This window comes from Enterobacter sp. RHBSTW-00175 (genome assembly GCF_013927005.1).
GTDB lineage: Bacteria > Pseudomonadota > Gammaproteobacteria > Enterobacterales > Enterobacteriaceae > Enterobacter.
The window spans coordinates 256,519-270,089 of the sequence record NZ_CP055930.1 but is presented as its reverse complement, the minus strand read 5'-3'; the positions used below and the strand labels follow the sequence as shown (position 1 = coordinate 270,089).

Sequence of the window (13,571 nt, the reverse complement as noted above, 5' to 3'; positions counted from 1 at the left end):
GACGCATCGCAAATTTTAGCCCACAACGGCCAGAATAACCGGGAACAGGAATGGCGCAATCAGGGAGGTCATGATCCCGCAGATTACCAGCGCCAGCGAGCTAAATGCACCTTCCTGATAATCCATCTCAGCGCAGCGCGCGGTGCCCAGGGCGTGTGAGGCGGTTCCCATCGCCAGGCCACGGGCGGCTTTAGTCCGGATTTTCATGAGATTCAGCAGAGTATGACCAAATACCGCACCCAGAATACCGACGAAAATGACGCACATGGCGCTGATCGCCGGAATGCCGCCGATGCTGCCACCTACGGCCATCGCAATAGGCGTGGTGACGGATTTCGGCAAAATAGAAGCGGCAATTTGCGCAGATGCCCCCATCAATAGCGCGACGGAAGTCCCGGTGATCATCGCTACCAGGCTACCGACAAAACAGATGGTGATGATGGATTTCCAGCGCGCGCGGATCTGATGTAACTGTTCATATAAAGGAAAGGCGAGTGCGACAACGGCAGGTTGCAGCAGGTCGTTTAAAATTTTGCTGCCAGCGAAATAGCGCTCGTACGGGATGCCCGTCAGCAGCAGAAAAGGAATAATCACCACCATTGCCACCAGCAGTGGGTTAAGTAATGGCATCTTAAAACGTACGGCAAGTTTACGTGCGGCGAAGAACACGACCAGCGTTAACGGCAGCGACCACCAGATATTGGCCATCATTTTTTTGTTTTCTCCCCAACCACTTTACGTTCGCCGTGAACCAGATGCGAACTCCAGCTGACTACCAGGAAAACCACCAGCGTGCTTATCGTGCAAGACACAACGATGGGGCCGAACTGGGCTTTGAGCAAATCAAAGTACTGCATCACCCCGACACCGATAGGCACGAACAGCAGGGCCATATAGCGGATGAGCACAAAGCAGCCAGGGTTGACCCATTTTGCCGGCAAGATTTGCAGCGCCAGCAGAACAAACAGGATCAGCATCCCGATAATGCTGCCAGGAATAGTGATAGGAAGCAGCGATGCGAGGAAAATCCCGGCGTAGAGGCAAGCGTAAATCAGGACGAATGCGCGCAAGTACTGCCAGATGATATTCAATGATTTGCTCATGGTGAAAGTCCTTGATGAAACGCATTCATCATACAATTAAACCCGGAAATGTGCCACGGATCACATCATGAATTTTGAGCATACCAGACATTCCTGAATGGAACGTCGGGCATTTCCACAAATGGACAGGGCGCCGGTTAAATGAGAATATATGATTCATATATGAATCGTTACGGTATGTATAAATGGGAATCGTAAAAATATCTGACCTGCTGCATGACGACATCCGCGATGCCAGTAAGGCTATGTCGCGCTCGGTGAACGCGCAGGCCGAATACTGGCTCCGTCTGGGGATGTTGTGCGAACTCTATCCTGAACTCAATTACCAACAAATTAAGATGATGATGCTGAAATCAGGATCCGACCGTCTGCTGGAGGTGATCAATGCCGTCAATAATCATTAAAACGGCTGATGAGCTTGCAACGCAGCGCCATGCCGGCGAACTGCTTGCCTCCGTGTTTACCATGTTAGACGGATTTATCCAGCCCGGGGTCACGACGATGGCAATCAACAACCGGGTGGAAGATTTTATTGTTAATGAGCTGCACTCCCGCCCGGCCAGTAAAGGGCAGTATGACTTTCCGTACGTGCTGAACACCTCGGTAAACGAGGTCGTCTGCCACGGGATCCCGAAAGAGTCGGAACACCTGAAAACCGGGTCAATCGTCAACGTGGATATCACCCTTGAGAAAGGCGGCCTGATTGCCGACTCCAGCAAAATGTACCTGATTGGTGACGTGTCACCGCTGGCGCGCCGGCTGGTGAAAAAAACCTATGAGGCCATGTGGAAGGGGATCAAGGCGGTGAAACCCGGCGCAACGCTTGGGGACATTGGCCACGCCATTCAGTCGCACGTTGAAGGCAACGGCTACAGCGTGGTGCGCGAATATTGCGGACACGGTGTGGGTAAAGAGATGCACGAAGATCCGCAGGTGCTGCACTACGGCAAACCGGGTGAAGGCGCGGTGCTGAAAGAGGGAATGGTGTTTACCATTGAGCCGATGGTGAACCAGGGGGACAGCCGGATCAAAACCAAAAAAGATGGCTGGACGGTGGTCACCCGCGATAAAAAACTGTCGGCCCAGTGGGAGCATACCATTGCCGTTACAGCCGATGGTTTTGACGTCCTTACTCTGCGGCCTGACGAGACGATCCCGGATTAACCTCCGGGCTTTCAACATACCTGGAGAGCGGCTACTATAGCGCGTCTTTTTTCACAGGTACTGATATGCGTGTTTTACTGGCCCCAATGGAAGGCGTGCTCGATTCCCTCGTACGCGAACTTCTGACCGAGGTGAACGATTACGATCTCTGCGTGACGGAGTTTTTGCGCGTGGTCGATATGTTGCTGCCAGCAAAATCATTCTACCGACTCTGCCCGGAGCTGCATCGTCTGAGCCGTACCACCTCTGGCACGCTGGTGCGTATTCAGCTGTTGGGTCAGTACCCTGAATGGCTGGCGGAAAACGCCGCCCGCGCGGTTGAGCTTGGCTCGTATGGGGTTGATCTCAACTGTGGCTGTCCGTCTAAGCTTGTGAACGGCAGCGGTGGCGGTGCGACCTTGCTCAAAGATCCGGAGCTGATTTACCGTGGCGCTAAAGCCATGCGTGAAGCCGTGCCCTCGCATTTGCCGGTGACGGTAAAAGTGCGCCTGGGCTGGGACAGCGATGCACGGCAGTTTGAAATCGCCGATGCGGTGCAGCAGGCCGGGGCCACCGAGCTGGTGGTGCATGGCCGCACCAAAGAAGATGGCTACAAAGCCGAACGCATCAACTGGCAGGCAATTGGCGAGATCCGAAAAAGACTCACCATTCCCGTTATCGCCAACGGCGAAATCTGGGATTACGCCAGCGCGCAGGCCTGTCTGAAAGAGACCGGCTGTGATGCGGTGATGATTGGGCGTGGCGCCCTTAACGTGCCGAACCTCAGCCGGGTGGTGAAATACAATGAGCCACGCATGGCCTGGCCGGATGTCGTCACCTTACTGCAAAAATATACCCGCCTGGAAAAGCAGGGGGATACCGGTTTGTATCACGTCGCGCGGATTAAACAGTGGCTGAGTTATTTGCGTAAAGAATATTCTGAGGCGCTGGGATTATTCCAGGAGATCCGCACGTTACAGACATCGGCGGATATTGCACGCGTCATTCAGTCAAAATAATAAGCGTTAATTTGCTCACACTTTTTTAATATATAAAACAAATCCGGTTTTCAATGTGGCACGAGGGTGTTAAGGTGCCACTGTTTTCAACGCAGGATTGTTACTGGTTAACAGGCAAAACCTAAGCGTTCCACGGCGCTCATCGCTGTGGAGCGCTTAGGTTTTTTTTTGCCTGTCATTTACGCAGGAGAGACATTTGCCTTAACGCGATACGCAGAAATAAAGCAGGACACCATTTGTGGTTATTGAATAACTGCACGGGCTGCTATTACCAAAATAAATTTAATGATGACAGGTGATATATAAATTGCCTGCGACCGGTTACGCACTAAATACTCAATCACAGGTTTAATTATGGCATATAAAAATATTCACTATAAGCTGTGCGCACTTGCCTTATTGACGGTTTCTCCTTTGTCGATGGCGCAGGAGTGGAACGGGACGGTGTTAGGTTTTGAAGCGCCGCCCGACCCGATCCTGGGCGATATGCTCGGCATTCGTAAGATCCTCAATGACAACGGGTTTACCTACAACCTGGGCTATCTGAATGAAATCGGCTGGAATGGCGGCGGCGGTTACAACCACGACTCCCATGTGGCCTATATTGACCAGTTTGCATTGACCTTCAATCAGGATCTGGAGCGCTGGACCGGCATCCCGGATGCACGCATCGAAGGGAATATCGTCAACCGTAATCACAACGACGATCTCACCACCAAACGTGTGCAGGATCCGCGCGTCAACTTTAACGACCTGACCCAGGAGAGTTGGGGAGGGCAGTCCATTACCCGTCTGGGCTGGCTGACCTTTGCCCGTAGCTTTGATGACCGTCGCCTGACCTGGCGTATCGGAATGATGAACAAGGTGCAAACCTTCGACCAAATCATCCCGTGTGATTTCCAGATGCTCTCCCAGTGCGGCGGGAAATCGGCCAACTCGCTGACCTGGAACAACTGGAACGTCCACACCTGGGGCACCACGCTTGAGTATAAAGTGACGCCAACCGTTACCTTAAAAGGCGGTGTGATGGAGCAAAACCCGGATGCCTCCAGCCGTAACCACGCCTGGAGCTGGTCAACGAAAGGCAGCCAGGGCGTCCTACTGCCGGTTGAAATCGAAGCCCGTCCGCTGATTAACGGGCTGCCGGGGGCGTACAACCTGGGCGTGGTGTTTACCAATGCGCCGCAGGCTGACCTCTATCGCGGAAAATCGGGTGGTGCAGGGGCAAGTGACCCTGAAGGATACGAAGAGCATAACCGGACCTGGTTTATGTATGCCGGGCTGAACCAGCAGCTGACGCGGCATCAGGACGATCCCAATCGCGGTCTGAGCACCTCTGTCAGCATGAGCCTTGCCGATCAAAGCAGTAACTATATGCATCAGGTCTACGCCGCCTCGCTACGCTACCGCGGGCTGTTTGACGCCCGCCCGGATGACTGGATTGGCTTTGGTCTGACCTGGATTGATATGAGCAGCCAGTACGCGCGTAACCAGCGGTATCTGAATTCCCTGAGCGGTGTTTCTGACTATAACGATCCGGCGTATCACCCTGTTCCGGGTCACTCGGTGAACGGTGAATTCTATTATCGCTTCCGTCCGGTATCCTGGCTGGAACTACAACCGGGTATTCAGTACTGGCACCATCCGGGTGGGGTTGCCCGCACTCAGGATGCATGGGTAACCGAACTGAAAACCGTTGTGACCTTCTGATTAAACCGTAGCAAGTACGATCTGCGTCACGTTTTTGCTCGTGACACATTGAAGCTACGAATGAAACTGATAGAGTGCCAGAACTGGATTGTTACTGCTTAGGCAGGCAAAACCTGATTTTCTGGCATCTGCCGGAGGTCAGGTTTTTTTGTTTCTGGAGTTCCGATGAAAATCGCCAAAATTCTTAATAATAATGTGGTGGTTGTTCAGGATGAACGCGGGCGCGAACAGGTTGTGATGGGGCGAGGACTTGCCTTCCAGAAGCGCGTCGGTGAAGAGTTGGATACTGCGCTTGTCGAAAAAGTGTTTGCGCTGCAAAGTGACGAACTGGTGCGTCGGCTGGGGGAACTACTGAGTCAGATCCCGCTGGAAGTGATGACCACCTGCGACCGCATCATTGGACTGGCAGCGCAGCGGTTAGGGAAATTGCAGGACAGTCTGTATATCACCTTAACGGACCACTGCTACTTTGCGATTGAACGGCAAAAGAAAGGGCTGGCAATCAAAAACGTGCTGCTGTGGGATATTAAACGCCTGTATCCAAAAGAGTTCGAACTGGGGCAAGAGGCGCGGGCCATTATCGCCAAACGCCTGAATGTCGAACTGGCAGAGGATGAGGCCGGGTTTATCGCGCTGCATCTGGTGACCGCGCAGCTGAACAGCGAAATGCCGGAAGTGATGCACGTTACCCGGGTCATGCAGGAGATCCTGCAACTGGTGAAATACCAGCTGCACCTGGAGTACGACGAAGAGTCGTTAAGCTATCAGCGTTTTGTTACCCATCTGAAGTTCTTTGCCCAACGGATGCTCACCCGCACCGTGGTGGAAGACGATGATGTATCTCTGCATACGGCGGTGAAAGACAACTACGCGAAAGCCTGGAAGTGCGCCGAGAAAATCGCGCAGCATTTGCAGAAAAGTTATCAGCGCGAGCTGACAACCGAAGAAATTATGTTCCTCGCCATTCATATTGAACGGGTGAGAAAAGAGGGGCGTTAAGCCTCAAAATCTGGATTGTTACTGCATAACGCAGGCAAAACCTGAGCGCGGCCTTCGAAAGGAGGACGTTCTCGGGTTTTTTTATTTTTATACTCAGTCAACAGGTGCCTGCGGGCATCGGATGTAAGGAAATCGAGATGGAATACCAGGCTTTAGCGAAGGATATTCTCGGCCACGTTGGCGGTAAAGAGAACATCGTCAGTCTTGTCCATTGCGCCACCCGACTGCGCTTCAAACTGAAAGACAATCAAAAAGCGAACGCCGAAGGGCTGAAGAAAAATCCGGGCGTGATTATGGTTGTCGAAAGCGGCGGCCAGTTTCAGGTGGTGATTGGTAACCATGTGAACAGCGTCTGGAAGGCGGTACGAAGCGAAGCAGGGCTGACGGATGATACGCCCGTCGTGGAAGAGAAGGGTGAAAAAGGCAATCTGCTGGGGCGTCTGATTGACATCGTCTCCGGGATTTTCACTCCGTTTATCGGCATCCTGGCGGCTTCAGGGATCCTGAAAGGACTGCTGGCCCTGGCGGTGGTGTGCGGCTGGCTCACCACCGACAGCGGGACTTATAAAATCTGGTTTGCGGCCAGTGACGCGCTGTTCTTCTTCTTCCCGCTGGTGCTGGGCTACACCGCAGGGAAGAAGTTTGGCGGCAACCCATTTATCACCATGGTGATTGGTGGCGCACTGACACACCCTCTGATGATCTCGGCGTTTACCGCCAGCCAGCAGCCGGGTGCGGTGGCTGATGCATTCCTCGGTATTCCGGTGACCTGGTTCAACTACAGTTCGTCGGTGATCCCGATTATCCTCGCGGCCTGGGTGAGCTGCTGGCTGGAAAAACAGAGCACGAAGCTTCTGCCGCCGTCGATGAAAAACTTCTTCGCGCCGCTGATCTGCTTAGGCATTACCGTGCCTCTGACCTTCCTGGTGATTGGCCCGCTGGCGACCTTGCTGAGTCAGATGCTGGCAAACGGCTACCAGTGGATTTACGTGCTGGCGCCGTGGCTGGCGGGCGCGGCAATGGGTGCGCTGTGGCAGGTCTGCGTGATTTTCGGTCTGCACTGGGGGCTGGTGCCGCTGATGATCAACAACCTGGCCGTGCTTGGCCACGATTCCATGCTACCGATGCTGTTGCCTGCGGTGTTCGGGCAAGTGGGGGCGGCGCTCGGTATCTTCCTGCGTACCCGTGATGCTCGCCAGAAAATGCTGGCGGGGTCGTCTGTCACGGCGGGGATTTTCGGGATTACCGAACCGGCAGTGTATGGCGTTAACCTGCCGCTGCGCCGCCCGTTTATCTTTGGCTGTGTGGCGGGGGCGATCGGTGGGGCGATTGTCGGCTTTAGCGATACCCATGTCTATTCGTTCGGCTTTGCCAACATCTTTACCATCGCGCAGATGATCCCGCCAGGCGGCGTGGATGCAACTCTGTGGGGCGGTATTATCGGTACAGTCGTGGCGCTGGTGCTGAGCTGCGGCCTGACGCTGGTGGCGGGGATGCCACGGCGTACCACGCAAGAAACGGCAGTACCGGCGAGCGTAGGCGAAAACGAAGTCTTGTCGCCGATGACCGGTACCGTGCTGGCGCTGGACCAGGTGCCGGACGCCACCTTTGCCAGCGGCCTGCTGGGCAACGGTGCGGCCATCATTCCCGCGGATAACAAGGTAATTGCGCCGTTTGCCGGCGAGGTGGCCTCGCTGTTCCAGACCAAACATGCCATCGGCCTGCTCAGTGAAAGTGGCATTGAAGTGTTGATCCATGTGGGGATCGACACCGTGAAACTCGACGGCAAGCCATTTACCGCCCACGTGAAGGTGGGAGACAAAGTACAGCCGGGCGACCTGCTGCTGGAGTTTGATCGTCAGGCCATTCTTGATGCCGGATACGATCTGGCGACCCCGATTATTATCAGTAACAGCGACGAGTACCGCGAAGTGGTGACCGTGGCGGCGACGTCCGTCAATGCCGGAACCCCGTTACTCAGCGTAAGCCATCAATAACAGGAGAACGTGATGAAAACTTTCCCGGATGATTTTTTATGGGGCGGCGCGGTTGCCGCGAATCAGGTAGAAGGCGCTTACCTGACCGATGGCAAAGGGTTGTCCACCTCTGACGTCCAGCCACAGGGGGTGTTTGGCCCGGTGGTGGAGCGCGTGGCGGGTGACAACGGCATTAAAGATGTGGCGATCGATTTCTATCATCGCTACCCGGAAGACATTGCCCTGTTTGCCGAGATGGGCTTTAGCTGCCTGCGTGTCTCTATTGCCTGGACGCGCATCTTCCCGAATGGGGATGAACAACAGCCAAACGAAGCGGGCCTGGCGTTTTACGACAAGCTGTTCGACGAACTGGCCGCGCACAACATCACGCCGCTGGTCACCCTGTCGCACTATGAAATGCCGTGGGGACTGGTGAAGCAGTATGGCGGCTGGGGCAGCCGTCAGGTGATTGGTTTCTTCGAACGCTACGCCCGTACCGTGTTTGCGCGTTACAAAGAGAAAGTCAAACTGTGGCTGACCTTCAACGAGATCAACATGTCGCTGCACGCGCCAATGACCGGTGTTGGCCTGCCGGAAACCAGCAGTAAAGGCGAGGTGTATCAGGCTATTCACCACCAGCTGGTGGCCAGCGCGCTGGCGGTAAAAGCCTGCCATGACATTATTCCTGACGCCAGAATTGGCAACATGCTGCTGGGCGGCCTGATGTATCCGCTGACCTGTAAACCAGAAGATGTGCTGGAAGCACTTCAGGAAAACCGCGCCTGGCAGTTCTTCGGCGACGTACAGTGCCGTGGCGCTTATCCGGGCTACATGCTGCGTTTCTTCCGTGATAATGGCATCCAACTGGAGATTACCGATGCGGATCGCGATGCGCTGAAATCGACCATCGATTTTATCTCGTTCAGCTATTACATGACCGGATGTGTGACCACCGATGAAGAGCTGAACCAGCAGGCGCGCGGCAATATCCTGAGCATGGTGCCAAACCCGCACCTCGCAAGCTCTGAGTGGGGCTGGCAGATTGACCCGGTTGGCCTGCGCACCTTGCTGAACGTGCTGTGGGATCGCTATCAGAAACCGCTGTTTATTGTGGAAAACGGTCTGGGCGCGAAAGACAAACCGGATGCTGAAGGCGTGGTGCAGGACGACTACCGTATCAGCTATCTCAACGATCACCTGGTCCAGGTGCGTGAGGCGATTGACGACGGCGTTGAGGTGATGGGCTATACCAGCTGGGGGCCAATCGACCTGGTAAGCGCCTCTAAAGCGGAACTGTCTAAACGCTACGGCTTTATTTATGTCGACCGTGACGATAGCGGAAAAGGGACGCTGGCGCGCAGCCGTAAGAAAAGTTTCCACTGGTATAAAGAAGTGATTGCCACAAAAGGCGCGTCACTGAAAGTGTAAAACACTGGTTATTAACCCGGCAGATTTTATTTCTGTCGGGTTAATAATTAGTTTGGATATTAAATATATTTAATTAATTTGTCCGCTGAATATTTTTCTAAACGTGAATTTGTATAACAAATTACGGATTGCCACGGTTTCCTAAAAAAAAGAAGTTTTACAGGGGTAATTTGCGCCTTTATTTTTTGAGTGAATGGCGTAATGAAATCGTCTCTTTTTATATCTCTGAGTGCTCCTCTTTTATTCATTCTTACTGCCTGCGCACCGCAACATTCCACGGTAGCCCCCATCGGAACACAAGCGGTAAACGCGACGGTGGCAACACAACTTAGCCATACCGACTGGCCGAAAAGTGAATGGTGGACAGCCTATGGCGATCCGCAGCTTAATGCGCTGATTACGAAGGCCCTGAATGATGCGCCAGATATGCAAATCGCCCGGCAGCGCATTACGCTTGCGGAAGCGCAGGCTAAAGCCACCATGGCCGCCGACGGCCCGCAGATCGATTTATCCGCAGATGTCGAACGGCAAAAAATGTCCGCCGAAGGGTTAATGGGGCCCTTCGCGATAACCGATCCGGCCGCAGGCACTACCGGGCCGTGGTATACCAACGGCACCTTTGGCGTGACGGCGGGCTGGGACCTGGATCTGTGGGGTAAAAACCGCGATCTCGTTGAGGCGCGTATCGGTAAGGTTAACGCCCAGAAAGCCGAGCTGGAACAGACCCGGCAACTGCTGGCCAGCAGCGTGGCAAGGCTTTACTGGGAGTGGCAGACCGAGTCGGCGATCAACAGCGTGTTAAGCGACATCAGGCAGGAACAAAATTCGATTATCTCGGCGGATAAAGAGCTTTATCAGCACGGGATCACCTCATCCATCGAAGGGGTGGAGACGGATATCAACGCCAGCAAAACTGATGAACGCATTGCCGAAGTGAGCGGTAAGATGAAGGTTATTGAAGCGAGACTACAGGCGCTGACTAACTCGTCGTCGATAAAGCTGGCGCGTCATGATTTACCTGCGGTTGAGGCCTCGTTACCCTCAACGCTGGGTTATGAGCTGCTGGCACGTCGCCCGGATCTTCAGGAAGCACACTGGTACATTGAAGCGTCCATGAGCAATGTTGATGCCGCCAAAGCGGCCTTCTACCCGGACTTCAACCTGATGGCGTTCCTGCAACAGGATGCCCTGCACCTGAGCGACCTGTTCCGCCATTCTGCACAGCAGATGGGCGTCACCGCCGGGTTTACGCTGCCCATCTTCGATAGCGGCCGGCTTAATGCCGGGCTGGATATTGCCCAGGCGCAAACCAACCTGAGCATTGCCGATTACAACAAAGCGGTTGTGGATGCGGTCAATCAGGTAGCGCGAACCGCCAGTGAAGTTGAAACGCTGGCCCACAAAAATCAACAGCAGCAGAAAGTGGAACACGATGCCGCGCGGGTGGTGAACCTTGCACAGGCCCGCTTTAGCGCCGGGTTGATTGCCGGTTCACGCGTCAGCGAGGCCAAAATCCCCGCATTACAGGAACACATTGCCGGGCTGACCCTGAAAGGGCAGTACCTTGACGCATCGCTCCAGCTGACCTCCGCGCTGGGTGGGGGCTATAACCACGGGTAACAGCAACGGCGGGAGCGCATTTTCACTCACGCTTATTTTCCCGATGTTTGAGCCAAATCCGTACGGCAATCACCGCCCCAACCACCAGAATCAACCATGCCCAGTGTTTAACGTGCTGATCAAGATTGTGCAGCCACGGGCCAATGACCTCACCGCCGAGATAACCCAGCGTGGTAAAGATCAACGCCCACCCAATGGCGCCAAGGATATTTAACGGCAGGAAAATTTTAGGCGGCAGGCGGCTGGCGCCAATCAGGATCGGCCCGATAATACGAAAGCCGTACATAAAGCGCGTGCCAATCACAAACAGGTACGGATGACGCTGGATGAGTCGCTGGGCACGGCGGATTTTCTTACGGTGTTTTGAAAAACGTTGCAGCAGGGCAGGGCCGTAGCGCAGCCCCAGAAAATAGAGCAGCTGATCGCCAATCATGCCGCCCAGTGCCACGGCGGCCACCACCAACGGGAAACGTAATAATCCCTGATGCGCGATCACACCGCCAAGCAGCGTGATGGTTTCGCCTTCAGCTACGCTGCCTATCACCAGCGCTGCGTAGCCGTACTGTTCAATCAGACCATTGATATCCATAAAGTCAGCGTAGTCTCCCTGCCAGTGCCTGCATTAATCATATACCCCATGAATCAATATTGGTGCAATGAATGCAGATTGCACCAGGCGGCATTTTTAGCGTTGCACATAAAATAATCTGAAGCCTGCATTATACTTGAAGTATCGCTGACGGGCCGACAACAAGGGGGCGCTATGAACCATGTCTGGGGACTCTTTTCCCATCCCGACCGTGAAATGCACGTGATAAGAGGCGAGAACGAAACGATTGCGCATCACTACACGCATCACGTGCTGCTGATGGCGGCAGTGCCGGTGATCTGCGCATTTATCGGCACCACGCAAATTGGCTGGAACTTCGGTGATGGCACCGTTGTGAAGCTTAACTGGTTTACCGGGCTTTATCTCGCCGTCCTGTTCTACGGCATTATGCTGGCAGGGGTGGCCGTCATGGGGCGTGTCATTCACTGGATGGCACGTAACTATCCGAAACGCCCGTCGCTGGCACACTGTATGGTCTTTGCCGGATATGTCGCGACCCCGCTGTTCTTAAGCGGTATTGTTGCGCTCTATCCACTGGTCTGGCTGTGCGCGCTGATCGGTACTGTTGCTCTCTTTTACACAGGTTATCTGCTGTATCTGGGGGTTCCAACCTTCCTCAATATCAACAAAGAAGAGGGGCTTAGCTTCTCCAGTTCAACACTCGCAATTGGTGTGCTGGTGCTGGAAGCCTTACTTGCCCTGACAGTTATTCTTTGGGGTTATGGATATCGTCTCTTTTAAGTTCACTGCATTGCTGGCGTAAATGCCAGCAATGCAGCATCTGTTCATGATTCTTCGCTGGCGACAAAGCACGGTGACCGCTATGATGCCGAAGCCAGCCTGTGCTTATCCTTCAACACAGGCGGTGTACGTCATTACGTGCGTGAATAATTATCAGAAGTCTCACCATGCTGAAATTCCGAGTTTCTTTACTTAGCCTTGCGCTGATCCTGGGCGCATCTGTTGCTGTGCCAGCGTTAGCCAAAACGCCCGCAGTGACCACCGCTGCACAGCCGGAAATTGCCTCCGGCAGCGCGATGATTGTTGATCTGAACACCAACCAGGTGATCTACGCCAGCCACCCTGATCTGGTGCGCCCGATCGCGTCAATCACCAAATTAATGACCGCGATGGTGGTGCTTGATGCACGACTGCCGCTGGATGAAAAACTGAAGGTAGACATTAGCCAGACGCCAGAAATGAAAGGGATTTACTCTCGCGTGCGTCTGAACAGCGAAATCAGCCGTAAGAATATGCTGTTGCTGGCGCTGATGTCCTCTGAAAACCGCGCGGCGGCGAGCCTGGCTCACCATTATCCGGGCGGTTATGACGCGTTTATTCGCGCAATGAATGCAAAAGCCAAATCGCTCGGCATGACTAACACCCATTATGTTGAGCCTACCGGGCTGTCGATTCGCAACGTCTCTACCGCACGCGATTTGACGAAGCTGCTGATTGCCAGCAAACAGTATCCGCTGATTGGCCAGCTCAGCACCACGCGTGAAGAGATGGCAACCTTTGCCAACCCTGCGTATACGCTGCCGTTCCGCAATACTAACCATCTGGTGTATCGCGAAAACTGGAATATCCAGTTAACCAAAACGGGCTTTACCAATGCGGCGGGTCACTGTCTGGTGATGCGTACCGTATTTAACGGTAAACCGGTGGCGCTGGTGGTGATGGATGCGTTTGGCAAATATACCCACTTCGCGGATGCAAGCCGCCTGCGTACCTGGATTGAAACCGGGAAAGTACAGCCAGTGCCGGCTGCGGCACTGAGTTACAAAAAGCAGAAAGCTGAACAGATGGCAACTGCGCAAAACGATTAGGTAAATGTAAAACGGTAACCCAGGTTACCGTTTTTTATGTTTTCTCCCTCTCCCACGGCGAGAGGATTAGAATAATAAAAAATGATATTAATCCTGATATTACAATAAATTAGAGTTCTTATCTTGGTTCAATA

General features: G+C 53.8%; 12 protein-coding genes and 1 pseudogene. 10 read left to right on the top strand and 3 right to left on the bottom strand.

Annotated elements, in window-relative coordinates:
- Positions 1-15: 15 nt before the first annotated feature.
- Both HV107_RS01255 and HV107_RS01250 read right to left on the bottom strand, forming a co-directional pair.
- Positions 16-711: a CidB/LrgB family autolysis modulator gene (locus HV107_RS01255; RefSeq protein WP_182061753.1), complete on the bottom strand. Its 696-nt coding sequence runs from the start codon at positions 709-711 to the stop codon at positions 16-18.
- A complete protein-coding gene (locus HV107_RS01250) occupies positions 708-1,103 on the bottom strand; it encodes a CidA/LrgA family protein (protein WP_182061752.1) in 396 nt (131 codons plus the stop codon). The genes HV107_RS01255 and HV107_RS01250 overlap by 4 nt, the downstream gene beginning before the upstream one ends.
- A gap of 185 nt (positions 1,104-1,288) precedes the next feature.
- Between HV107_RS01250 and HV107_RS01245 the strand changes: the two genes are divergently transcribed.
- The 8 genes and pseudogenes from HV107_RS01245 to mdtQ all read left to right on the top strand — a co-directional run bounded on the left by HV107_RS01245 (position 1,289) and on the right by mdtQ (position 10,998).
- Positions 1,289-1,507: a ParD-like family protein gene (locus HV107_RS01245; RefSeq protein ID WP_014071020.1), complete on the top strand. Its 219-nt coding sequence runs from the start codon at positions 1,289-1,291 to the stop codon at positions 1,505-1,507.
- Entirely contained in the window at positions 1,488-2,267 is a 780-nt protein-coding gene (gene map / locus HV107_RS01240; protein ID WP_182061751.1) for a type I methionyl aminopeptidase, read from the top strand. The genes HV107_RS01245 and map overlap by 20 nt, the downstream gene beginning before the upstream one ends.
- A 65-nt stretch (positions 2,268-2,332) precedes the next feature.
- Positions 2,333-3,265 (top strand): tRNA dihydrouridine(16) synthase DusC, encoded by a 933-nt coding sequence (gene dusC / locus HV107_RS01235; RefSeq protein WP_182061750.1) that lies wholly within the window; start codon positions 2,333-2,335, stop codon positions 3,263-3,265.
- Positions 3,266-3,619: 354 nt separating this feature from the next.
- Entirely contained in the window at positions 3,620-4,975 is a 1,356-nt protein-coding gene (locus HV107_RS01230) for a carbohydrate porin (protein ID WP_182061749.1), read from the top strand.
- 165 nt (positions 4,976-5,140) lie between these two features.
- On the top strand, positions 5,141-5,974 hold the full coding sequence (gene bglG / locus HV107_RS01225; protein ID WP_014071014.1) for a transcriptional antiterminator BglG: 834 nt from the start codon (positions 5,141-5,143) through the stop codon (positions 5,972-5,974).
- Between the two features lie 25 nt (positions 5,975-5,999).
- A pseudogene (bglF, locus tag HV107_RS01220) lies at positions 6,000-7,971 on the top strand (PTS beta-glucoside transporter subunit IIABC).
- A gap of 12 nt (positions 7,972-7,983) precedes the next feature.
- Positions 7,984-9,378 (top strand): glycoside hydrolase family 1 protein, encoded by a 1,395-nt coding sequence (locus HV107_RS01215; protein WP_182061748.1) that lies wholly within the window; start codon positions 7,984-7,986, stop codon positions 9,376-9,378.
- A gap of 201 nt (positions 9,379-9,579) precedes the next feature.
- The gene (gene mdtQ / locus HV107_RS01210) at positions 9,580-10,998 is read left to right on the top strand and encodes a multidrug resistance outer membrane protein MdtQ (RefSeq protein ID WP_182061747.1); all 1,419 of its coding nucleotides are present in this window, start codon (positions 9,580-9,582) and stop codon (positions 10,996-10,998) included.
- A 22-nt stretch (positions 10,999-11,020) separates the two neighbouring features.
- Here the strand turns inward: mdtQ and HV107_RS01205 are convergent, their stop codons facing one another.
- Positions 11,021-11,587, bottom strand: coding sequence for a DedA family protein (locus HV107_RS01205; RefSeq protein WP_182061746.1), 567 nt, complete (start codon positions 11,585-11,587; stop codon positions 11,021-11,023).
- Between the two features lie 174 nt (positions 11,588-11,761).
- Between HV107_RS01205 and HV107_RS01200 the strand changes: the two genes are divergently transcribed.
- Positions 11,762-12,349, top strand: coding sequence for a Yip1 family protein (locus HV107_RS01200; protein ID WP_182061745.1), 588 nt, complete (start codon positions 11,762-11,764; stop codon positions 12,347-12,349).
- Between the two features lie 167 nt (positions 12,350-12,516).
- A complete protein-coding gene (pbpG, locus tag HV107_RS01195) occupies positions 12,517-13,437 on the top strand; it encodes a D-alanyl-D-alanine endopeptidase (protein WP_182061744.1) in 921 nt (306 codons plus the stop codon).
- The last annotated feature ends 134 nt before the right edge of the window (positions 13,438-13,571 follow it).